Consider the following 20,781-nt stretch of genomic DNA (forward strand, 5'->3'; position numbering starts at 1 on the left):
TTCACACGCCTGTGAAAGGCAGGGCCTATCATCGGCACACCGTGGAGCTCCGGCAACTCCGATCCTTCGTCGCCGTCGCCGAGGAGCTGCACTTCCGCCGCGCCGCCGAGCAGCTGCACCTCTCGCAGCCGAGCGTCTCGCAGCAGGTGCGGACCCTGGAGGACGAGCTCGGCGTGCGGCTGTTCGAGCGCAACCGCCGCGGCGTCTCGCTCACCCCCGCAGGCGTTGGCCTGCTCGACGACGCGCGCGACGTCCTGGCCCGCGCGACGCGCGCGGCGGAGCGGGCCAAGGAGGCCGGCGCCGGCTCGCGCGGCCGTCTGCGCCTCAGCCTCACCCGCTCGCTCACCGGCGGGCTGGCGGGCGAGATCGTCGAAGCCTTCCGCGCCCGCTACCCGGAGGTCTCGCTCGAGTTGTCGGTCGGCTACACGAGCCTGCACGCCGAGCAGTTGCGCCACGACCTGATCGACGTCGCCTTCGTGCGCCCGCCGCTGCTGGACGCAGCGATCGAGGAGCACGAGCTCGCCCGCGAGCCGCTGGTCTGCGTCCTGCCCTCCCGGCACCGCCTCGCCCGCCGCCGCGCGATCGCGCCCGACGACCTGCGCGCGGAGCCGCTGGTCTGGTGGCCGCGCGACCACGGCCCGGGCCCGTGGGAGGAGATGCTGTCCGCGGTCTACGGCGAGGGCCGCGCGCCCGCCGTCATCCGCACCGAGCCGGAGGAGGAACGGCTCGTCCGAGCGGTCGCCGAGGGCGCGGGCGTGAGCTTCATCATGCTCGAGCGCTCGCGCACACTGCGCATCCCCGGCGCCGTCTTCCGCCGCTTCACCGCTCCGGAGCCGACGGTCGGCATCGCGCTCGCCTGGCGGCGCGGAACCGGCCTCCCGGTCGTGGCCCGCCTACGCGAGGTCGCCGAGGGCGTCGCCCGCGGGCGCGAAGCCGTGCACGAGTGAGCCGAGCTGGTAGCACAGCACGCGCGCGCGGCCGATCTGGAAGCGACTCCACGGGCGCTGCTCGACCGCGTAGGCCTCGAGGTGGCCGACGGTCTCGCCCGCGTGGGTGATCGGGAGCGTCAGGCAGGAGCCGAAGCCGCGGGCGCGCAGTGCGGCCGCCGCCTCCGGATCGGCGGCCGGATCGTCGGCGAGCAGCTGGATCGCCCGGGCGGTCGCCGGTCCCGTGAGGCGCACCTCGTCGGCCTGCAGCTCGAGCGCCAGCGGGCGCAGACACGCCTCGAGCTCGGCGGGCGTCGTGACCGCCGACAGCCGCCGCGCGAGCAGCTCCAGGCGGCGGTCGTGGTCCTCTGCGCCCGCCGCGTCCGCCAGCGTGGCCTCGAAGGAGTGCAGGCACGCCGCGGTCGCCTCCGGTGCCACCGGCACCCACGGCGCGGACGGGCGCGCGATGCCATAGCCCTGCCCGTAGGCGACGTCGAGGTCGGCGAGCCGTTCGAGCTCGGGCAGCGTTTCGACGCCCTCGGCGCAGACCGCGGCGTCGATGTCACGCGCGTAGCGCACGAACGAGCTGATCAGCGGCGCCTTGGCCGGATCGGTGTCCACGCCCGTGGTCAGTGCGCGGTCGAGCTTGATGATGTCCGGCTGCAGGCGCATCACGTGGGTGAGGCCCGCGTAGCCGGCGCCGGTGTCGTCGACCGCGAGCCGGGCGCCGCGCGCCCGCAGGCTCGCCAGCGCGCGCAGGATCGCCGGGTCGCCGGAGACCAGCTCGTTCTCGGTGATCTCGACCACGAGGCCTTCGAGGCGCTCCGGGAGCACCCGCATGACCTGGTCGGAGAGCAGCGACGACGGGCTCAGGTTGAACGTGAGGTAGGTGCCCGCCGGGCGGGTGGGAGCGAGCGCGAGCGCGGCCAGGATCGCCTTGGCCTCGAGCGCGTAGCCGAGCCCGCAGCGGTGCGCCTGGGCGAACCAGAGGTCGGGACCGCGGCGCGGCTCGCGGTTGAAGCGCGACAGGGACTCGTAGCCCGCGACGCGCCCGGTACGCAGGTCCATGATCGGCTGGAAGACCATCGTGATGCCGTTCGGGTCCTCGAGCACGGCCTCGATCTCGGCGCGCTGCTCGTCGTCGCGGGCGAACCACTGCGAACGCGAGCCGTGCGGGCCTTGCTCGAGCCGCGGCGCATACAGCGTCGCGTGGCGCTTGCCGCTGCGCTTGGCCTCGTACATCGCGAGGTCGGCCTTGCGCAGGAACTCCTCGACGCCGCGGTCCTGGAGCGTGCTCAGCGCCATGCCGACGCTCGCCGAGACGACGGCGTCGCCCGACGCGAGCGCGACGGGCTGGCGCAACGCCTCCAGGACCCGCGCGGCGGTCGCTTCCAGCGCGCCCGGGTCGGCGAGGTTCTCGACGAGCACGCCGAACTCGTCGCCGCCGAGCCGCGCGGCGGTGTCGCCGGCGCGCAGGCAGGCGGTGAGGCGGTTCGCGACCTCCTGCAGCAGCCGGTCGCCGTCGGCGTGTCCGCGCGTGTCGTTGGTCGCCTTGAAGTCGTCGAGGTCGAGGAACAACACGCCGACCTGCGCGTTGCTGCGCGCGCCGCGGTTGAGCGCGTGCTCGGTGCGGTCATAGAAGAGCGCGCGGTTGGCGAGCCCGGTCAGCGCGTCGTGGAACGCGCGATGGCGCAACTGCTCCTCGAAGGCCTTGCGGTCCTCGACGTCGCGCACGGTGAGCACGATGCCCTGCACCCGCGGGTCCTCGAGCAGGCTCGAAGCGACGGCGGCGACGTGGCGATAGGCGCCGTCGGCGTAGCGCATCCGCCACTCCAGCTCCCCCGGCGTGTCGGCCTTGTCGGCGACGCTGCGCACGAACGCGCGCACCCGCGCGCCATCCTCGGCGTGCACGTAGTCCAGCAGCGGTGAGCCCTCCGCCTCCGTCTCCCATGCCGGGCCGAAGATCGGCTCGACGGAGCCCGTGAGCATCCGCAGCGTCCCGTCGGCGGCGACGATCATGATGCAGTCCGACGAGTTGCCGACGATCGTCTGCAGCCGCTCGCGCCCGTCCTGGGCGGTGCGCTGCAACTCCAGCGCGTTCTCGATCCGCCCGCGGCGCTCCTGGGCGAACAAGGCCAGCAGCCCGCCCAGCGGGAGGACCGCCACCAGCAGCGCCGGGTGCACGGCGCCGGCCAGCGCGGCCAGGAAGCCGATCGGCGCGAGGCCCGCGTCGACGAGGGCGACCCAGGCGAAGCCATGCAGCTCGGTGCGCGGGTCCAGGCCGAGCCCGACCCGCAACCGGAACCACGAGATCGCGACATCGGCGACCACGAACGCGACCAGCGCGGCGAGGCACGCCACGGCGGTCGCCCAGACGCCCGTGGTCGGACCGGCGAGGGCCATGACGAGCGCCGGCGGCACGGAGAAGGCGGAGTCCGCGATCGGCAGCACCAGCCGCTGCGGCGCGGCCTGCCGCCGCACGATCTTCGTCAGCGTCCCCGGCAGCTGCGCGACGAGCACGACGACCGGCACGAGCGCGGGCGGCAGCAGGACCAGCATCGGGATGAACGCGAGCTGGACCGGCGTCGTGACGCCTTCGCCGACCTCGAAGCTGACCTGCCGGAGCAGGGCGTAGATCACCACGAGCAGCAGCGCGGTGCCCCAGGCCAGGTGCCCTTCCGGCCAGAGCACCGCCATGACGACGGCCGCCAGCACGAACAGGCACCCGACGACGAGTTCGGTCAGCAGCTCGCGCCGCTCGGCCCGGCGGGTGGCTCGGGCCCGAGCCAGCTCGATGTGATCGAGGGCGTCCGAGGAGAGCTCTTTGAGCGAAGAGCCCATTACCGTGCGGATCGGCGGGCTCAGGCGCGCATTGAGCGGCCACCGGGCCCAATGTCAGCGGACTGACATCGCCAACACTCGTCCAGCAGACCCCGGTCAGGCGTCAAAGAACCCCGCAGGCGACCGATCAAGTACGGGTATGCAGCTGTCTTCTGGTCGACGCGGGTTGCGCGTCTGTCTCGCCGCCCTCGGCTTCGCCGCCATCGCCGCGGCCCCCGCTCACGCGAAGTCCTCGATCGCCAACCCGTACGACTGCAAGCCCGACCCGACCTTGACGCAGCCCTTCGCGCCCTTCGGTGATCTCGGGCTCTACACGCCGGTCGCCAACGCGGGCGTCGAAGCGGGAGCCACGAGCTGGAGCCTCGCCGACGGGGCCGCGGTCGTCGCGGGCAACGAGCCGTGGCGGATCGGCGGCGCAGCCGACAGTCACTCGCTCGATCTCCCCGCGGGCTCGAGCGCCGTCACGGCCCCGATCTGCATCGACGAGACCTACCCCTACTTCCGGACCTTCGCGCTCAACGCCGGCTCGGCCAAGCGCAGCCTCGAGATCGACGTCCTCTACTACGACACCAAGGGCAAGCTGCTCAACACGAAGCCGTACGGCTACGAGAGCGACGCCACGACCTGGCAGCCGACGCCGACGATCGCGATCGAGGTCTTCAACAAGAAGCCGGGCGTCGCCGCGGCGCCCGTCGCGTTCCGCTTCATGCCCAAGGGCAAGGACGCGCACTTCCGGATCGACGACGTCTACGTCGACCCGTACTCGCGCGCCCGCTGAGGCCGCCGCGTAGCATTCGGCGCCGTGCCCGCGGCGCCGCCACGAGATCCACGTGAGATCCGGGCCTGGCTCGAGCAGGAGCCGACGCTGACGGAGTTGCAGGCCGCGTACCCGCGCGAGTGGGCGGTGGTGCAGCGCGAGCTCGCCGAGATCGTCCCGCGCGGGGATCGCGAGGAGCTGACGCGCTACGTCTCCTCGCTCGCCTCCGGCAGCGGTTCGCAGGCGGCGGGCCGGCGCCGTGGCCTGGCCGACGTGTCGGGCGAGATCCGGCGCCGCATGGCGGTGGAGGCGATCAAGCAGCTCAGCCTGCAGGCGGCGACCGGCGTCACCGAGGGGCGCGTGCGCTTCAACCTCTTCAACGGCAAGGTCGCGCAGCGGCTGCTGTTCGAGGGCGGCGGGTTCGAGCGCAAGCCGGTGTCGATGTTCTGGTTCAAGGCGCTCTGGCCGCTGTTGTGGCAGCGGCGCTACCTGATGCCGCTCGTCGCCAAGAAGGGCATCTACTGCTTCTACTCCAAGCCGCTGATCACGGCGCTGGCCGCGGAGATCGGCGACCGCAGCGCGCTGGAGATCGCGGCCGGCGACGGCACGCTCACCCGCTTCCTGCGCGAGCGCGGCGTGGACGTGATGGCCACCGACGACCACAGCTGGCGCGACGTCAGCTTCCCCCAGTGGGTGGTCAAGGAGGACGCCAAGCAGTCGCTGAAGGCGCGCTCGCCGCAGGTCGTCCTGTGCTCCTGGCCGCCCGCGAACAACGACTTCGAGCGGGCGGTGTTCAACACCCGCAGCGTCGAGCTCTACATCGTGATCGGCAGCCGCCACCAGTTCGCGGCGGGCAACTGGGCGACCTACGAGCAGCAGACGACGTTCGAGCTGGAGGAGAGCCTGGAGCTGAGCCGGCTCGTGCTCCCGCCCGAGCTCGACGCGGCCGTCTCCTCTTCCGCCGCAAGTAGTCCTCCCACGCGGTGCGGGTGAGGGCGAGGTGGGTGGTCGCGGCTCGTGTCGTCGCTGTGGCGTCGCCGGCGACGATCGCGTCGAGGATCCGGGCGTGGCCTTCGGCGACGGGGATCAGGGCGTCGTGATGTTCGGCGAAGCGAGCGAGGCGGAGGTGGTCGAGGACCTGGTCGACGACGTCGACGACGCGAGGGTTGCCGGCGCGCTCGAGCAGCCCGAGGTGGAACGAGCGGTCGAGGTCGAGGAACGTGCTCGTGTCCCTGAGGCGCGCCGCCGCGATGCCCTGGTCGACGACGGCTTGCAGATGCGTGGCGTCGTGCGGCTCGAGGCGCCCGGCGAGGCGGGTGAGCATCGGGACCTCGAGGAGGGCGCGCAGCTCGAGCGCCGCGTCGAGGTCGGCCGGCGTGTGCTCGACGACCCTGAACCCGCGGTTGCGAACCTGCTCGACCATGCCGCGGCTGGTGAGCTCGAGCAGTGCCTCGCGGACCGGCGTGACCGACACGCCCATCCGGGCCGCGAGCGCGGGGGCCGAGTGGATCGCGTGCGGCTCGATCTCGCCGTAGATGATCGCCGCGCGGATCCGTCTCACGGCCTCCCCTCTCAGAGAGGAGCGCTCGATCGCCGTGTCGAGGCTCATCACGCCGGGCGCTTGGCGAGGCCCTGCTCGCGCATCGCCTTGCGGTAATTGATCGCGACCGCGTCGAACTTCATGTGCATCTCCGCCGCCAGGTCGAACGGCACCCGCTCGGGCCGCTGTGACTCGACCACCACCTGATCCTGATTGAAGATCGTGTCCTCGAAGTCCTGCAGGACCGACGCCGGCTGCTCGCGGTCGTAGTTGCGCGCGATCGTGACGTACCCGGCGCAGTGGTCCTCGTCGACCGGCTGCGAGGCGAAGAAGTAGACCATCCCCTTCTCCCCGCCCCACCCGAGCCGCAGCAGGATCGTGTACGGGAGGTGGAGCTGGTAGCGCGAGCGCCTGGTGGGCGCCTCGGTCGTCTCGTTCCCGAAGACCGGGAAGTCGTCGCTGTTGGGCGCCTCCGGGCGGACGATGTCGTACCGCAGGATGTGATCGTCGATCGTGACGCTGTAGTCCGGGACCACCGGCCGCTCGGGATCGCCGAGCAGGCCGGGATGCACCCACGGGAAGTGCCCGAAGTCGGTGAAGTTCTCGAGCTGCCGGCTGGCGTCCGCGTTCCACGCGTACGGCCCGGCCTGGACGACGACCCAGTCGGGATCGTCGAGCTCGGGGATGTCCGGCAGGTCGTACCGCGCGGGAGTCTCGAGCGCGACCCAGATGTGCCCGTAGCGCTCCTGCGTAGCGAATGCGTCGACCCGCGCCTTGCCGGGCACCTTCGTCGGGTCCTCGAGCTGCGGGATGTGGGTGCACACGCCGTCGCTCCCGTACTGCCACCCGTGGTACGGGCACATGATCCGATCCCCGACCACCCGCCCGAGCGAGAGCGCGGTGCCGCGGTGGATGCACAGGTCGCGCAACGCGTGGGGCGTGCCGCCGGAGTCTCGCCAGATGACGAGGTCTTCGCCGAGCAGGCGGGTGTGGTGGGGCGTGTCCTTGACTGCGTGGGTGTAGGCGACGGGGTGCCAGCAGTGGCGCAGGGCGGCGAAGTCGGGCACAGAGGCGGGTGGGTGCTCGGCGATCATTGTGCGTGATGGTATGTAAGGCCTTACCCATGGACAAGCGTTTTGCTCGGGACGAAAGTCAACTGCGCCGGTGAGGGGGGAGGGAGTGGCAGTGCCACCCGTCCCGGGCTGGCGTGGAACCGCTCGGCGCGCGGCTCCGTTGGTTTGAAGCGTCGTGCTGGGATACCGACAGTTACGGGCGTGGTGCTGACACCCCCGTCCGCGCCGGGCCTTCCGGTGATCGGTTTCGGCGAGCAACGAAGTCATGCGCGAGGGGGTGACGAACAAATGCGTCCTGTGAGGACTCAATTGTTCATCACCCCCACCCGCGCGCCAACTCGACCAGTCCGAACCTGATCGAAACCCGCGCACGGACCCGCAAACGCCCACGGTCGACCACGCGACCGGGCACTCCCGCTCCCCCACCCGGCGCAGTTGACGTTCGTCCCTACAGGACGACCGCTTGACCGTTCGCGATTAGCGAAACCTCGATGTTCCCCCGCGTCGCGTTCGAGTACGGGCAGACGCCATGCGCCGCGCGCACGACCTCCACCGCCGCGTCCGCGTCAACGCCCGGCACGGTCACGTCGAGCTCGGCGCTGATCGTGTAACCACGGTCGTCGGTCGTGATCAGCGACACGCTGGACGCGATCGAGACCTCCCCCAGCTCGAGCTTCTGGCGCCGGCCGACCGCACCCAGCGCGCCCTCGAAGCACGCCGCGTAGCCCACCGCGAAGAGCTGCTCCGGGTTGGTGCCACCGCCGTCGGTGGGCGGGCGCAGCTGGATGTCCAGCGCGCCGTCGTCCGTCACGCCGTGGCCGTTCTCGCGCCCGCCGGTCACGGTCGCCTTCGCCGTGTAGATCACTTTCGCCATCGTTGCCTCCCGTTTCGAGATCCGCGTCACATGCTGACAACCCGCTAGGGAGCGGCGGGCGCGACGGCGCCCTCCGCGACCTCGGACAGCTCGAAGCGAGCGCCCGGGCGGGTGACCTGCTCGAAGCGCTCCAGGAACGCGTCGGCGGTCTCGAGGAAGTTCGTGCGGTGCGTGCGGTAGTGCATCGGCACGACCCAGCGCGCGCCCAGCGTCGTGGAGATCTCGTGGGCGAGCGAGGCGCCGATCGTCGGCCCGTCGCCGACCGGGACGAACAGCAGGTCGACCTGGCCGAGCGCCGCGGCCTGCTCGCCGCGCAGGATCGACTGGCCGAGATCGCCGAGGTGCGCCACGCGCACGCCGTCGAGCTCGAACGCGTACATCACGTTGGCGCCGCGCTGCGTGCCGGCCACCGGGTCGTGCTCGGAGGCGACGCCGATGACCTCGCCGACCGGGGACTCGAACGTCCCCGCGCTGGAGCGGATGAGCACCGGGTCCCCGCCGACGACCTCGACGGCGTTGTGGTCGGTGTGCTCGTGCGTGACGAGCAGCAGGTCGGCGCTGACGCCTTCAAGCGGCGGGTAGTCGAACTGCAGGCCGCGCGCCGCCGCCGCCGACATATCGCCGAACGGGTCGATGACCACGGTCACGCCACCCGCCTGCAGGCGGAAGGTCGACTGGCCGTACCACTCAACGTGCATGTTGCTCCTCGGGTCGTGAGACGAGGGCGACCTCGCCATAGTGGAAGCGCCCACCGCGCAGCGCCGAAGCGGCGGCCGCGATCAGGCACGCGATCACCGCGAACGCGAACGCGGTGTGCAGCCCGTCGCGGAACGGCGACGAGATCAGGTGGGGGAAGAAGTTCGGGCCGGTGAGCACGATCCGGTCATGCGCCGACAGCGCGTTGAGCGTGTGCTCGCCGACCAGGCTCTGGATCGGGTTGTAGCCCAGGAACGCGGCGAACAGCACCGAGACGGCGGGCAGGGCGCCGATGTGCTCGGCGGTCGCGGCGGGCACGCCGTGCGCCTCGAGGCCGCTGGTCAGCGTCTCCGGCAGCGTCGACGCGAGCCCGATGATCATCAGCGTGAAGAAGATGCCGATCGAGAGGACCTGGGCGGAGTTCTGGAACGTCTGGTTCATCGCCCCGCCGGCGCCGCGGTGCTCCTTCGGCAGGCTGTTCATGATCGCCGCGCGGTTGGGCGAGGCGAACATCCCCATCGACACGCCGACCAGGAACAGGGCGAGCGCGAACAGCGGATACGCGAAGTCCGTCGGCAGCAAGCCGAGCAGGATGAAGCTCAGGGCCGCCCCGACCATGCCGCCGGACGCGAACCAGCGGGCGCCGAAACGGTCGCTCAGATAGCCCGACGTCGGGCCGGCGATCAGCATCCCGATCGTCAGCGGCAGCATGTAGATGCCCGCCCACAGCGGCGTCTCGGTGAAGCTGTAGCCGTGCTGGGGCAGCCAGATGCCCTGCAGCCAGATGATCAGCATGAACATCAGGCCGCCGCGGGCGACCGCCGACAGGAAGGTCGACAGGGTCCCGAACGTGAAGGCGCGGATGCGGAACAGCGGCAACTCGAACATCGGGTTCTCGACGCGGCGCTCGACGAAGACGAACGCCGCCAGACAGACGACCGCGCCGGCCAGCAGGGCGAGGACCGTCGGGCTCGTCCACCCCGTGGCGTGCGAGCCGTACGGGCGGATGCCGTGGGTCACCGAGACCATGATCAGGATCAGCCCGAGCGCGAAGGTGAGGTTGCCCCACCAGTCGACCTTGGTCTTGCGCGGCTCGGAGCGCTCCTCGAGCTTCATGTAGGCCCAGATCGTCCCGAACAGGCCGACGGGCACGCTGATCAGGAACACGAGCCGCCAGTCGATCGGGGCCAGGATCCCGCCCAGCACGAGCCCGACGAACATCCCGCTGACGCCGACGATGTTGTTGATCCCCAGCGCCATCCCGCGCTGGTTGGCGGGGAAGGCGTCGGTGATGATCGCCGCGGCATTGGCCAGCAGGCACGCGCCGCCGATGCCCTGCACGATCCGCCAGATGATCAGGTACGTCGCACCCGCCTCGCCGGTGAACCAGTCGATCGCCAGGAACAGCGACGCGACGGTGTAGATCACGAACCCGAGGTTGTAGATCTTCACCCGCCCGTACATGTCGCCGAGCCGGCCGAGGCTGACGATCAGCACGCTGGTCACGACCAGGTAGCCGAGGATCATCCACAGCAGGTAGAAGGAGTTCTCGGGCCGCAGCGGGTCCAGGTGGATGCCGCGGAAGATGTCCGGCATCGCGATCAGCGTGATCGACGCGTCGAGCGTCGCGAGCAGTACGGCGAGCGTCGCGTTGGAGAGCGCGACCCACTTGTATCGATCTGAGGCCACGTGCCGAAAGTATACAGGCAGCCTGTACAGTTTGCCTGTGTATAATGGCGCCGACCTTGGACGAGGACATCACCGAGCTGGCGGCCGAACTGCGCGTCTCGCTCGGCCAGATCTTCCGTCGCGTGCGAGCCGAGCATGGCTTCCCGCTCGGCCAGGGCTCGGTCCTCGGCGCGTTGAACCGCGAAGGCGCGAAGAGCATCAGCGAGCTGGCCGCGGGTGCGCGGATGCGTCCGCAGTCGATGGCGCAGACCGTCCGCGAGCTCGAGGACGCGGGCCTGGTCGCGCGCAGCCCCGATCCGACCGACGGGCGGCGGGCGATCATCGACCTCACACCTGCCGGGCTCGAGGCACTGGAGGCCGACCGCCGGCACCGCGTCGGCTGGCTCGCACGCGTGCTCAACGAAGATCTGAGCGAGGCGGAGCGCGCCACGATCCGCGCTGCGGCGCCGATCCTGCGCCGGATCGCAGATTCCTAACCCAACGTCTGGCTGCGATCAACAATCGGAGCCACATCATGTGAACGAGTGGCACGCATCCTCGTCATCGACGACGCACCCGACCTGGCGATGGTCATGCGCATGCTGCTCGAACGCGCCGGCCACGAGGTCATCACCGCCGAGAACGGGCGCCTCGGGCTCCGTCGCTTCTTCGAGAATCGTCCCGATCTCGTCGTGCTCGACCTACAGATGCCCGGCCTCGACGGCTGGGAGACGCTGGAACGGCTGCGCGACCTCAGCGAGGTCCCGGTCCTGATCCACAGCGGCCGGTCCCCCAGCGAGGACGAACTGTCCCGCCTGCGCCCGGGCCTGGACGCCTTCAAGCCCAAGCCCACCTGGGGCAACGAGCTCACCGAGCTGGTCGACGACCTGCTCGCCGCCTAGTCGGGCACGTTGCGGCGCAGCTCGTCGAGCCACACCTGCGCCGACGCGTCGCTCGGCGCTCGCCAGTCCCCGCGCGGCGAGAGTGACCCGCCCGAGCCGACCTTCGGCGCGTTCGGGATCGCCGTGCGCTTGAACTGACTCAACTGGAAGAAGCGGAAGAGGAAGACGCCGAGCCAGTGCTTGATCTCGGCGCGGCTGTAGGCGTTGCGGCGGTCGGGCGGGATCAGGTCCGACCACGGGCCGCGATCCACGTCGCCCCAGGCGTGCTCGGCGAGGAACGCGACCTTGCTCGGCCGGTAGCCGAAGCGCAGGATGTAGAAGAGGAAGAAGTCCTGGAGCTCGTAGGGGCCGACCTTGCTCTCGCTGTCGGCGGTCGGCTTGTCGCCGTCGCCCGGGATCAGCTCGGGCGAGATCTCCGTGTCGAGGACCGACTGCAGCACCGCGGAGACGTCGGCTGAGAACTGCGCCGTGTCGATCGCCCAGCGCAGCATGAAGCCGATCAGCGACTTCGGCACCGAGGCGTTGACCGCGTAGTGCGACATCTGGTCGCCGACGCCGTACGTCGCCCACCCGAGCGCCAGCTCGCTGAGGTCGCCGGTGCCGATCACGAGCCCTCCGAGGTGGTTGGCGAGCCGGAAGAGGTGCGACGTCCGCTCACCCGCCTGCACGTTCTCGAAGGTGATGTCGTACTGCTTCTCGCCGTCGGAGTACGGGTGGTCGAGGTCCTCCAGCATCTGCAGCGCCGACGGGCGGATGTCGATCTCGCGCGCGGTCACGCCCAGCGCCTCCATCAGCTTCCACGCGTTGCCCTTGGTGTGGTCGGAGGTCGCGAACCCGGGCATCGTGTAGGCCAGGACGTTGGCGCGCGGAAGTCCGAGGCGATCCATCGCGCGGGCGACGACGATCAGGGCATGCGTGGAGTCCAACCCGCCTGAGACGCCGATGACGACCTTCTCGATCCCGGTCGCCCGCAGCCGCGTCTCGAGGCCGTGGACCTGGATGTTGTAGACCTCTTCGCAGCGCTCCGAACGCGTCACCGGGTCGGCGGGAACGTAGGGGAAGCGCTCGATCCGCCGCCGCAGCGGCTGCGGCGTATCCCCCGTGCTGACGTCGAACTTGACGGTACGGAAAGTCTTTAGGCGCTCGCGCTGGTCAAGGATCGAGTCGCCGTAGCTGTTCGTCATGCCCCGGTCGGAGACGATCCGCTCGAGGTCGATGTCGGCGTACAGCACCTGCTCCTCAGCGCTGAAGCGCGCCGCCTCGGTGACGAGGTCGCCGTTCTCGCAGATCAGCGCCTGCCCGTCCCACGCGAGGTCGGTGGTCGACTCGCCCTGGCCGGCGGCGGTGTAGATGTAGGCCGAGATCGTGCGCGCGGACTGCGCCATGCAGAGCGTGCGTCGGAAGTCCGCCTTGCCGATCGTGATGTTGCTCGCGCTCAGGTTCGCGAGCACCGTCGCGCCCGCCATCGCGCCGTAGGAGGAGGGCGGGATCGGGGTCCACACGTCCTCGCACACCTCGGCGTGGATGACGAAGTTCGGGACGTCGGCGGCGGCGAAGAGGACGTTGGCGCCGAACGGCACCGTCTGCCCGAGCAGCGTGAGCTCGTCGCGGATCGCCTCCCGGGCGGCGCGGAACTGGCGCTCCTCGTAGTACTCCTTGTAGTCGGGCAGGTAGCTCTTGGGCGTCACGCCCAGTACGCGCCCGCGGTGGATCACGACCGCGCAGTTGAAGAGCCCGCCCTCTGCCCACAGCGGCGCGCCGACGATCACCACGGGCAGCAGTTCGCGGCTCGCCTCGACGATCTGCCCCAGGCCCTCGAGCACCGCGTCGGTCACGGCGTGCTGGTGCAGCAGGTCGTCGATCGCGTACGCCGAGAGCCCCAGCTCCGGGAACACCACGAGCGCCGCGTCGTTCTCCGACGCCCGCCCCGCCAGCTCGAGCGTGCGTTCGACGTTGAAGGCCGGCTCCGCCGGGCGCAGGTGGGGCACGGCGGCGGCGACGCGCACGAACCCGTGGCTGTAGAGGGAGTCGAAGGACTGCACGCCCTGCATCTTGGCGGGGCGGCCGCCGCGGCGTCACCGACGGCCGGGCAGCCCGCCCCTGGCGACGGTGCCGGGCGACTCGCCGAACTGGCCGTCGCTGCTCTGCAGGCCGGTGCCGAGCGCGGCCGCGATCTGCCGCATCCGGGCGAGCGTGGCCTCCCGGCGATCACCACGCGCCCGCCACCGCCAGGGCGTTCGGCAGCGCCGACCAGCTCGGCCGTTCGACGGGGCCAGCTAGGTTTGGACCCGTGGAACCGACCGAATTCGAGGCGTGGGGCAAGGTCGTGGTCGACGTCGCGGCCGAGCGGATCCTTGCCGCGATCCCCGCGGCGCAGAAGCCTGAGCCCGGCAAGACGGCGCGGCGCAGCCTCGCCAGCATGGGCTACATCTCGCGCCACATGCTGTTCCTCCAGCCCGATCTGCTCGCGCCGCGGGCGCTGTGGCTGTTCGTGGTGCCGAAGGGTCACACCTACGACTTCCGCCCGCCGCACGACCGCGTCGGGGCGGGGCTGATGCACAACGCGACGGACGAGCTGAGCCCGAGCCGGTTCGCGGCCGGGATGCAGCGCAGCGGCAACTTCACCTGGAAGGTGCACCTCGACGCCCGCTATGAGGGCTATCGGCTCGGCATCCGAGTCACACCCGAGGAGGAAGCGGCCGAGGCCGTCGCCGAGGACCTTTCAGGCCAGGTCTTGAGCAGCCTGGAGCGGATCGGGCTGCTCGCGCCGGCGGGGTAGGAGCAGCGCCGGGAACAGCGTCAGGGCGGTGAGGATCAGCGCCCACGTGAAGGTGTGACCGGCGGCGGCGGTGAGCGGGTCCGCCAGCGCGGAGCGCACGGCCGGTGAGGCGTCCTCGACCGTGCTCAACGTCCCGTGGAACCCGGGCACGCGCACCGTGAGCCCGTGCTGGAGGATCGCGGCGAGCAGCGCGATGCCGAGCGTCGCACCCGCCCGCTGGACGATCTCCAGCGCGCTCGCCGCCCGCGCGACCGCGACCTCGGGCACGGCGGCGTACGCCGCGGCCATCGCCGGCATCAGCGTCGCGCCCATGCCCGCGCCGCGCAGGAACAGGCCGCAGACGAGCATCCAGCCCGGCACGTCCTCGGCGACGAACGCGAACGGCAGCGTCCCCACGAGCACCAGCGCCACGCCCACCCGCACGACCGAGCCCGCCCCCACGCGGTCGGTGAGCTTGCCCGCGATGGGCATCGTCAGCATCGCGCCCACGCCCTGCGCGGCCAGCACCGCGCCCGTCTGCAGCGCGCTGAGATCGCGGGCGAGCTGGAAGTAGAGCGCGAGCAGCAGCAGCGACCCGAAGAACGCGGCGCCGAAGAGCAGCGTGGTCGCGGTCGCGGCGGCGACCACGCGGTCGCGGAAGATGCGCACGTCGATCAGCGGGTGCGGCGTTCGCAGCGCGTGCACGACGAACGCCGCGATCAGGACGACCCCCAAGACCAGCCAGACGCCATGGGCGAGCGCCCCACCCGCGGGCGAGGCGAGCCCGGCGACCAGCGCCGCCAGCCCGGGCGAGAGCAGCGCCAGGCCGAGCACGTCCAGCGGCGCCCCACGCTCCTCCCCGCCCCCGCGCGGCAGGACCCGCGCCGCGAGCACGAGCGCCAGCGCCGCCACCGGCAGGTTGATAAAGAAGATCAGCCGCCACGAAGCGCTGTCCAACAGCGCCCCGCCCAGCACCGGACCGATGGCCGGCGCGAGCAGCATCGGCACGCCGACCAGCGCCATCACCCGCCCCATCCGGTCCTGCCCGGCGGCGCGCGCGAGGATCGTCATGCCGACCGGCATCACGAGCCCGCCGCCGAGGCCCTGCAGGACCCGGAACGCGATCAGCGCACCCGCCGACCACGCCAGCCCGCACAGCAGCGAGCCGAGCGCGAAGGCGGCGACCGCGGTCATGAACACCCGCCGCGTCCCGAACCGGTCCACCGCCCAGCCGGCCAGCCCGATCACCGCGGCCAGCGCCAGCAGGTAGCCGGTCGAGACCCACTGGATCGTCGACAGCCGCGCGTCGTAGACCACCGCGAGCCGCTCGATCGCGACGTTGACGATCGTCGAATCGAGGATCGTCATGACGGCGCCGCAGATCACGACGGCAGCCGAAAGCAGCACGGGGCGACCGAGTTCACGCATGACCGTCCGCGATCCTGACGCAAACGGACCGCTCCGTTCAAGTCCGAAGGTCTAAATCACGGCGACCGCGGTGGGCGCGAGCGCGGCCTCGAACGCCGCGACCACCGCGGGGTCGAACTGCGAGCCCGCGCACCGCACGAGCTCACGCAGCGCTTCCGACGCAGGCCGCGCGCCGCGGTAAGCGCGGGTGGTGACCATCGCGTCGTAGGCGTCGCAGACCGCGACGATCCGCGCGCCCAGCGGGATGGCCTCACCCGCGAGCCCGTCCGGATAGCCGCCGCCGTCGTAGCGCTCGTGGCTGGAGCGGACGATCCGCGCGACGCCGGTGAGCTCGGGCGCGACGCTGATGATGCGCTCGCCGATGATCGTGTGCTGGCGCATGTACTCCCACTCGTTCGCGTCCAGCGCGCGCGGGGCGTGCAGGATCGCGTCCGGGATCGCCACCTTGCCGATGTCGTGCAGGGCGGCCGCGCGGCACACCTCGACGCGCTCGTCCTCACTGAGGCCGAGCTCGACGGCGACGGCTTCGACCAGGTCGGCGACGTCGTCGACGTGGTCGCGCAGCGCGCCGTCGTGCTCCGCCGCGACGCGCAGCAGCACCTGGTGCACCGTCTCGTCGTTCGTGCGCCGCCCACCGCGCTTGGCGGCGTACATGCGCTGGTCCGCGATCCGCAGCGCGTCGAGCGGGTCCCGCCCGTCACCGGTCAGGTGGACCGCGCCGTATGAGGAGCGGATCGTGAAGCGCTCGCCGGAGGCCACCAGGGCGTCGGAGGCGCGCCGCAGGGTCTCGGCGGCGTCGGCACCGGACGCGAGCAGGCAGAACTCGTCCCCGCCCATCCGGAACGCGCTGCCCGAGCCCGCCACGGCCGCGGCGAGCTCGCGCCCGAGCCGCGTGAGCAGCGCGTCGCCCGCGAGGTGGCCGAACGTGTCGTTGTAGGCCTTGAAGCCGTCGAGGTCGAAGAGCGCGAGCAGCAGCGGGTCCTCCGCGGTCGCCGTGGCGGCGCGGCGGTGCAGCTCGGCGAGCAGCGCGCGCCGGTTGCCGAGGCCCGTCAGCTCGTCGGTCGCGGCCTCGGTCTCGCTGACTCCGAGCGTCCTGAGGTTCTCGCGGAACGTCAGGACGAAGCGGACCACCGCCGCAGCGATCGAGCCCGTCGCCAGCCACAGCGCGACCGCGTTGAGCCGCAGATAGTGATCGACCGCCAGCAGGCCGAGCGCGATCAGCGTGAACGCGGCCGGCAGCGCGAGCATCCCGCCGCGCAGGCGCCGCGTGTCCAGCGCGCGGGTCGGGCTCGTGGCGGCGAACGCCACCAGGACGTACACCGCCGGCCAGGCCGTGTCGAGCACCGTGTACTCCTGATAGGTGCCGACCGCCACGCGATACAGGTAGGTCCCGTCGGCGATCGCCCAAAGCGCGAACGCGACCGCGAGCAGCCGCCATGTCCGTCCCGCGGCGCCGCCGGTGACGACCATCACCGCGATCACGAACGCGAGCATCGTCAGGTCGCCCAGCGGATAGGCGAGGTTGGTCGCGACGGTCGCGAAGGACCCGTGGGTCTCGGCGATCACGCCGAAGACGAGCGCCGCGCCGACCGCCGCGCCGGCGAGCGCGCACACGACGCCGTCGAGCCACAGCGCCGTTCCCAGGCGGGGCGCACGTGCGCGCAACAGGCAGATGAGGCCGATGTACGCCGCGGGGTAGATGCTCAGGTACCCGAGGTCGGCGAAGGACGGATACGGCGGCGTGGCGACGTCCATCAGCGCCGCGGTGTAGTAGACGTCGCCGGCGGCGAAGCCCAGCAGACCCACGGTGAACATCCCCCACGCCAGCCGCTCGCCGCCGGACGAGCGCGCCGCCCGCAGGCCGCAGACGGCGACCGCGAGGAATTCCACCCCGTTGTACGCCTTGTCCCACACCTGCGGCAGGACCGGCGGGATGACGCCGAGGTTGCGCAGCAGCACCGCTCCGAGGCAGACCAGCGCCGCCGTCAGCAGCCATCGCTCGGGTCTCCAGTTGCGCGGTGCCATCTCCCCAGGGAGATCGACTGCGCGGCTGTGGTCTTGACCCGCGCTAACTACCGGGCAGCCTGCGCGCCCGCTGCTCGACGCCCAGGTCGCCGTAGGGATACGACGCGGCCGCGGGGTCGCTGGCCTCATCGAGCCGCGCGGTCTCCTCGGCGGTGAGATGCAGTCCGGCCGCGCCGAGGTTGTCCTCGAGCTGCTCGAGCGTGCGGGCGCCGAGGATCACGGAGGTCATGCAGGGCCGGTCGGTCAACCACGCGAGGGCGATCTGCGCCATCGAGACGCCGCGGTCACTTGCGATCGTCTGTACCGCGTCGATCACGTCCCAGGTCCGCTGGACCGTCGAGCGGCGGTCGTAGGCCTCGACGCCGCGATTGGGGTCGTCGCCGAGGCGCGTGTCCCCGGTCGGCCGCTCGTCCTTGGTGTACTTGCCGGTCAGCCACCCGCCGCCGAGCGGGGACCAGGGCAACAGCCCGAGGCCGGTGGACTCGCACGCGGGGACGATCTCCCACTCGATCTCGCGCGCCAGCAGGTTGTACTGCGGCTGCAAGGTGACCGGCCTGGCCAGGCCGCGGTGCTCAGCCAGATCGGCGACCTTCTGGATCTGCCAGCCGGTGTAGTTGGAGAGCCCGACGTAGGAGATCTTCCCCGCCCGGACGGCGTCGTCGAGGAAGCCCCAGGTCTCCTCCAGCGGCGTCAGCGGGTCGAAGGAGTGCACCTGGTAGAGGTCGATGTGATCGACCTGCAGGCGCCGCAGCGACTGGTCGAGCGCGTCGCGCAGGTGGCGGCGCGAGAGGCCGAGGTCGTTCCTGGCGTCCCCCATCGCGAAGCGGCCCTTCGTGGCGATCACGACGTCGCTCAGCAGCGCCGGCGATTGCTTGGCCAGCCAGCGGCCGATGATCGACTCCGACGCGCCGCGGGTGTAGACGTCGGCGGTGTCGATCAGCGTCCCGCCCGCCGCGACGAAGGTATTGAGCTGCGCGTGCGAGCCGGCTTCGTCGGTCTCGTTGCCGAACGTCATCGTGCCGAGCGCGAAGCTGGACACGACGCAGCCGCTGCGGCCTAGGTTCCGGTACTCCATGCCGCGACGTTACCCGTTCGGGTAGTGCTCGAGCGCCCAGCGTGCGGACTTCTGGATCCGCTCGTCCGGGTCGTCGAGCGCGCGTTGGAGCGTCGCGCGGCCGGGCTCGTGGCGCGTGGTGCCGAGGGCGGTGAGGAGCACGGTGCGGGTCGTGATCTCGGGCTCGACCCCGGCGCGGGCGAGCAGCGCCGCGCCGGCCGCTTCCCGCTCCGGCAGGTCCGGGTGCGACATGAAGACCTTGCCGAGCGCGTCAGCCGCCGCGGAGCGTACGCGGCCCTCGACGTCTGAGAGCGCGGCGATCAGCGCTTCGACGCCCGCGGGCGCGGCCTGGAAGCCGAGCAGGTCGGCGAGCAGTTGGCGGGTGTGGGCGTCCTCGGCGATCGCGAGGGCCTGCGCGACGTCCTCCGGCCGCTCGTCCTCCTCGATCGCCCACAGCGTCGGGCGGCGGTCCTTGGCCGGCAGTTCGAGGGCGGCGATGATCTGGTCGGCGTTCATCTCGGGCTACAGGACTACCGCACAGACGGGCGCGAAGGGCCCGCAGGCGGGTGAGAGGATCTTCGCGCCCCACCAGATGATGCCGCCGATGCCGATCCCGGCCGCCGTGCCGCCGACGATCTCGGCCGTGTGGTGGTCGCCGGAGTTGCCGCCGCCGTCGCTGGACCCGCCGCGAGACTTGTTCGGGAAGTTGTCGTCGCCGTGGGTGATGTTGCCGTCGGGGTCGACGTTGGTGTGCGAGCCGTCGGGATGCTGGACGTCCCAGTGCGGGCCACCATGGGCGGTGCGGCCGCCGGGCGGGTTCCAGACCCAGATGTTGCCGTCGGCGTCCTCGTAGCCCTTCGCTCCCCCGCGTCCGCCCGCCGGCACCTTCTTGGGCTTGCCGTGGCTGTTCTTGGGCGGCACGTACGGGCGGTCGCCGCCGGTCGGGAGGTTCGCGGCCTGGCCGGTCCAGCCGGGCGGCACGGCGGCCGCGGGCCGCGGCGGCGCGGGGCCGGGCTGCGGGTTGGGGGTCGGGAACGCGGCGGCGGCCGCCGTGGTCGTCGTCGTCGGGGGAGCGGGGGGCGCCCCTGGGGGCGCCGGCCTGTCGCCGCCTTGGTCAGTGGCGGCCGCCGGGCAACCCATGCCGACGATGCAATCGACGGCGTGCCCGACATTGACACTCAGCAGCTTCGGCGTGCCGCCGTGCAGCAGCGCGACCAGGATCGCCGAGACGACGAGCAGGACGCCCATGTACTCGGCGGCGGTCTGACCGGTCTCGGAGCGGGCACGCGACATGCCTCTGGAGTCTTGGCGGTCGGCGGCGCGCTGTCATGAGGCCCACGGCCCCACTTGGGCGTGGGACCGGGCCTAGGGAGTCCGTTGACGAATGGTCGGTCCAACCGATGTGGTGCAGCCGCCAGTGCCTCGGGCCGCACGCGCTCGCGATGCGTGGCTCTGCCACGTGAGCAGCGTGGGTGGCGCGAGGCGCCGCGGATGTGCCGCAGCGGGCGCACCGGTATTCGTCAACGGGCTCCTAAGCGGTGGCCAAGTCGGCGAAGGTCTTCAGGTCCGGCGTCGTGAGGTCCGGCTGCGCGTCGGCGGGCGGGGTCGCGCCGCCGCCCGCGCGGCCTTGGCGGCGGTCGATCCAGACCGTGGTCATGCCGAGCGCCGTGGCGGGGACGTGGTCGTGGAAGAGCGACTGGGCGACGTGCAGGATGCGCTCGCGCGGGACGTCGATGCGCTCGAACGCGAACACGAAGTTCTCCGGCCGTGGCTTGTAGCCGCCCGCCTGCTCGGCGGTCACGACCCAGTCGAAGTCGATTTGGAGGCGCTGGTTGGAGGCGGCGAAGAGGTCGTCGTCGCAGTTGGTGATCACGCCGAGCTTGAAGCGCTGCTTGAGTCGGGCGAGCGCCGCGGGGCTGTCCGCGAACGCGGGCCACTCCGTGACCGAGCGCCCGAACGTGGTCCGCTCGGTCGGGGTCGGCTCGAAGCCGAGTTCGTCGCCCAGACCGCGCAGGCAGCCGGCCAGGACGTCGGCGTAGCGGAGGTACGGCCCCGCCTCGAGCGCGGCCTCGTGGCGGGCGAAGGCCTCGAGGAGCGGCTCCGCTTCGACGGTCGTCTCGTGGGCCCGCAGGACAGGCTTCAGGGCGTTCAGGATGCCCGTCTCCCAGTCGATCAGGGTCCCGTAACAATCGAAGGTCAGGGCGTCAAAGGACCGGAAGTCGATTGGGCTCATGTACGA

18 protein-coding genes and 1 pseudogene are annotated in these 20,781 nt (G+C 71.6%); 6 read left to right on the forward strand and 13 right to left on the reverse strand.

Features of this window, described 5'->3' with window-relative positions:
- Positions 1–41 precede the first annotated feature (41 nt).
- Positions 42–947 carry a LysR family transcriptional regulator gene (locus tag OM076_RS18640; RefSeq protein ID WP_270041549.1) on the forward strand — a complete coding sequence of 302 codons (906 nt, stop codon included), beginning with the start codon at positions 42–44 and terminating at the stop codon, positions 945–947.
- Here the strand turns inward: OM076_RS18640 and OM076_RS18645 are convergent.
- Positions 894–3,767, reverse strand: a complete 2,874-nt coding sequence (locus OM076_RS18645; protein WP_270041550.1) for a putative bifunctional diguanylate cyclase/phosphodiesterase — start codon at positions 3,765–3,767, stop codon at positions 894–896. The two genes, OM076_RS18640 and OM076_RS18645, sit on opposite strands and share 54 nt — an antisense overlap.
- Positions 3,768–3,906: 139 nt before the next feature.
- Here OM076_RS18645 and OM076_RS18650 point away from each other — a divergent pair, with 139 nt between their 5' ends.
- Both OM076_RS18650 and OM076_RS18655 read left to right on the forward strand, forming a co-directional pair.
- Positions 3,907–4,545, forward strand: a complete 639-nt coding sequence (locus OM076_RS18650; protein ID WP_270041551.1) for a hypothetical protein — start codon at positions 3,907–3,909, stop codon at positions 4,543–4,545.
- 24 nt (positions 4,546–4,569) lie between these two features.
- Positions 4,570–5,517: a class I SAM-dependent methyltransferase gene (locus OM076_RS18655; protein WP_270041552.1), complete on the forward strand. Its 948-nt coding sequence runs from the start codon at positions 4,570–4,572 to the stop codon at positions 5,515–5,517.
- A gap of 61 nt (positions 5,518–5,578) precedes the next feature.
- Here the strand turns inward: OM076_RS18655 and OM076_RS46890 are convergent.
- From OM076_RS46890 to OM076_RS18680, 5 genes and pseudogenes are all read right to left on the reverse strand, one after another.
- Positions 5,579–6,133, reverse strand: a pseudogene (locus OM076_RS46890) (GntR family transcriptional regulator); the annotation flags it as partial.
- Entirely contained in the window at positions 6,133–7,158 is a 1,026-nt protein-coding gene (locus tag OM076_RS18665) for an aromatic ring-hydroxylating dioxygenase subunit alpha (RefSeq protein WP_270041554.1), read from the reverse strand. The pseudogene OM076_RS46890 and the gene OM076_RS18665, both read right to left, overlap by 1 nt.
- Before the next feature lie 427 nt (positions 7,159–7,585).
- A complete protein-coding gene (locus OM076_RS18670) occupies positions 7,586–8,011 on the reverse strand; it encodes an organic hydroperoxide resistance protein (RefSeq protein ID WP_270041556.1) in 426 nt (141 codons plus the stop codon).
- Between the two features lie 44 nt (positions 8,012–8,055).
- Positions 8,056–8,709 (reverse strand): MBL fold metallo-hydrolase, encoded by a 654-nt coding sequence (locus OM076_RS18675; RefSeq protein WP_270041557.1) that lies wholly within the window; start codon positions 8,707–8,709, stop codon positions 8,056–8,058.
- Complete coding sequence (locus OM076_RS18680; protein WP_270041558.1) at positions 8,699–10,396, reverse strand: MFS transporter; 1,698 nt, start codon at positions 10,394–10,396, stop codon at positions 8,699–8,701. Before OM076_RS18680 ends, OM076_RS18675 begins: the two co-directional genes overlap by 11 nt.
- Before the next feature lie 44 nt (positions 10,397–10,440).
- Here OM076_RS18680 and OM076_RS18685 point away from each other — a divergent pair, with 44 nt between their 5' ends.
- A complete protein-coding gene (locus OM076_RS18685) occupies positions 10,441–10,872 on the forward strand; it encodes a MarR family winged helix-turn-helix transcriptional regulator (RefSeq protein WP_270041559.1) in 432 nt (143 codons plus the stop codon).
- 48 nt (positions 10,873–10,920) lie between these two features.
- Complete coding sequence (locus tag OM076_RS18690; RefSeq protein ID WP_270041560.1) at positions 10,921–11,277, forward strand: response regulator; 357 nt, start codon at positions 10,921–10,923, stop codon at positions 11,275–11,277.
- Here the strand turns inward: OM076_RS18690 and OM076_RS18695 are convergent.
- On the reverse strand, positions 11,274–13,328 hold the full coding sequence (locus tag OM076_RS18695; protein WP_272598148.1) for an NAD(+) synthase: 2,055 nt from the start codon (positions 13,326–13,328) through the stop codon (positions 11,274–11,276). The two genes, OM076_RS18690 and OM076_RS18695, sit on opposite strands and share 4 nt — an antisense overlap.
- Positions 13,329–13,567: 239 nt before the next feature.
- Between OM076_RS18695 and OM076_RS18700 the strand changes: the two genes are divergently transcribed.
- Positions 13,568–14,056: a hypothetical protein gene (locus tag OM076_RS18700; RefSeq protein ID WP_270041562.1), complete on the forward strand. Its 489-nt coding sequence runs from the start codon at positions 13,568–13,570 to the stop codon at positions 14,054–14,056.
- Here the strand turns inward: OM076_RS18700 and OM076_RS18705 are convergent.
- The 6 genes from OM076_RS18705 to OM076_RS18730 form a co-directional block, all read right to left on the reverse strand.
- Entirely contained in the window at positions 14,000–15,463 is a 1,464-nt protein-coding gene (locus tag OM076_RS18705; RefSeq protein WP_270041563.1) for a DHA2 family efflux MFS transporter permease subunit, read from the reverse strand. The genes OM076_RS18700 and OM076_RS18705 overlap by 57 nt on opposite strands.
- A 51-nt stretch (positions 15,464–15,514) precedes the next feature.
- Positions 15,515–17,488, reverse strand: a complete 1,974-nt coding sequence (locus tag OM076_RS18710) for an HD domain-containing phosphohydrolase (protein WP_270041564.1) — start codon at positions 17,486–17,488, stop codon at positions 15,515–15,517.
- Between the two features lie 43 nt (positions 17,489–17,531).
- Positions 17,532–18,563 carry an aldo/keto reductase gene (locus OM076_RS18715; protein ID WP_270041565.1) on the reverse strand — a complete coding sequence of 344 codons (1,032 nt, stop codon included), beginning with the start codon at positions 18,561–18,563 and terminating at the stop codon, positions 17,532–17,534.
- A gap of 9 nt (positions 18,564–18,572) precedes the next feature.
- Positions 18,573–19,058, reverse strand: a complete 486-nt coding sequence (locus OM076_RS18720) for a HEAT repeat domain-containing protein (RefSeq protein ID WP_270041566.1) — start codon at positions 19,056–19,058, stop codon at positions 18,573–18,575.
- Positions 19,059–19,064: 6 nt separating this feature from the next.
- Positions 19,065–19,835: a polymorphic toxin type 37 domain-containing protein gene (locus OM076_RS18725; protein WP_270041567.1), complete on the reverse strand. Its 771-nt coding sequence runs from the start codon at positions 19,833–19,835 to the stop codon at positions 19,065–19,067.
- Positions 19,836–20,073: 238 nt separating this feature from the next.
- A complete protein-coding gene (locus OM076_RS18730; RefSeq protein ID WP_270041568.1) occupies positions 20,074–20,775 on the reverse strand; it encodes a haloacid dehalogenase type II in 702 nt (233 codons plus the stop codon).
- Between the last annotated feature and the right edge of the window lie 6 nt (positions 20,776–20,781).

The sequence above is a fragment of the Solirubrobacter ginsenosidimutans genome (assembly GCF_027587205.1).

Bases quoted from the DNA above. Each gene is read 5' to 3' on its own strand.
- OM076_RS18705 (WP_270041563.1), bottom strand. From the start codon at position 15,463: ATGCGTGAACTCGGTCGCCCCGTGCTGCTTTCGGCTGCCGTCGTGATC.
- OM076_RS18725 (WP_270041567.1), bottom strand. From the start codon at position 19,835: ATGTCGCGTGCCCGCTCCGAGACCGGTCAGACCGCCGCCGAGTACATG.
- OM076_RS18645 (WP_270041550.1), bottom strand. From the start codon at position 3,767: ATGGGCTCTTCGCTCAAAGAGCTCTCCTCGGACGCCCTCGATCACATC.
- OM076_RS18715 (WP_270041565.1), bottom strand. From the start codon at position 18,563: ATGGAGTACCGGAACCTAGGCCGCAGCGGCTGCGTCGTGTCCAGCTTC.
- OM076_RS18670 (WP_270041556.1), bottom strand. From the start codon at position 8,011: ATGGCGAAAGTGATCTACACGGCGAAGGCGACCGTGACCGGCGGGCGC.
- OM076_RS18720 (WP_270041566.1), bottom strand. From the start codon at position 19,058: ATGAACGCCGACCAGATCATCGCCGCCCTCGAACTGCCGGCCAAGGAC.
- OM076_RS18675 (WP_270041557.1), bottom strand. From the start codon at position 8,709: ATGCACGTTGAGTGGTACGGCCAGTCGACCTTCCGCCTGCAGGCGGGT.
- OM076_RS18685 (WP_270041559.1), top strand. From the start codon at position 10,441: ATGGCGCCGACCTTGGACGAGGACATCACCGAGCTGGCGGCCGAACTG.
- OM076_RS18730 (WP_270041568.1), bottom strand. From the start codon at position 20,775: ATGAGCCCAATCGACTTCCGGTCCTTTGACGCCCTGACCTTCGATTGT.
- OM076_RS18695 (WP_272598148.1), bottom strand. From the start codon at position 13,328: ATGCAGGGCGTGCAGTCCTTCGACTCCCTCTACAGCCACGGGTTCGTG.
- OM076_RS18650 (WP_270041551.1), top strand. From the start codon at position 3,907: ATGCAGCTGTCTTCTGGTCGACGCGGGTTGCGCGTCTGTCTCGCCGCC.
- OM076_RS18665 (WP_270041554.1), bottom strand. From the start codon at position 7,158: ATGATCGCCGAGCACCCACCCGCCTCTGTGCCCGACTTCGCCGCCCTG.
- OM076_RS18710 (WP_270041564.1), bottom strand. From the start codon at position 17,488: ATGGCACCGCGCAACTGGAGACCCGAGCGATGGCTGCTGACGGCGGCG.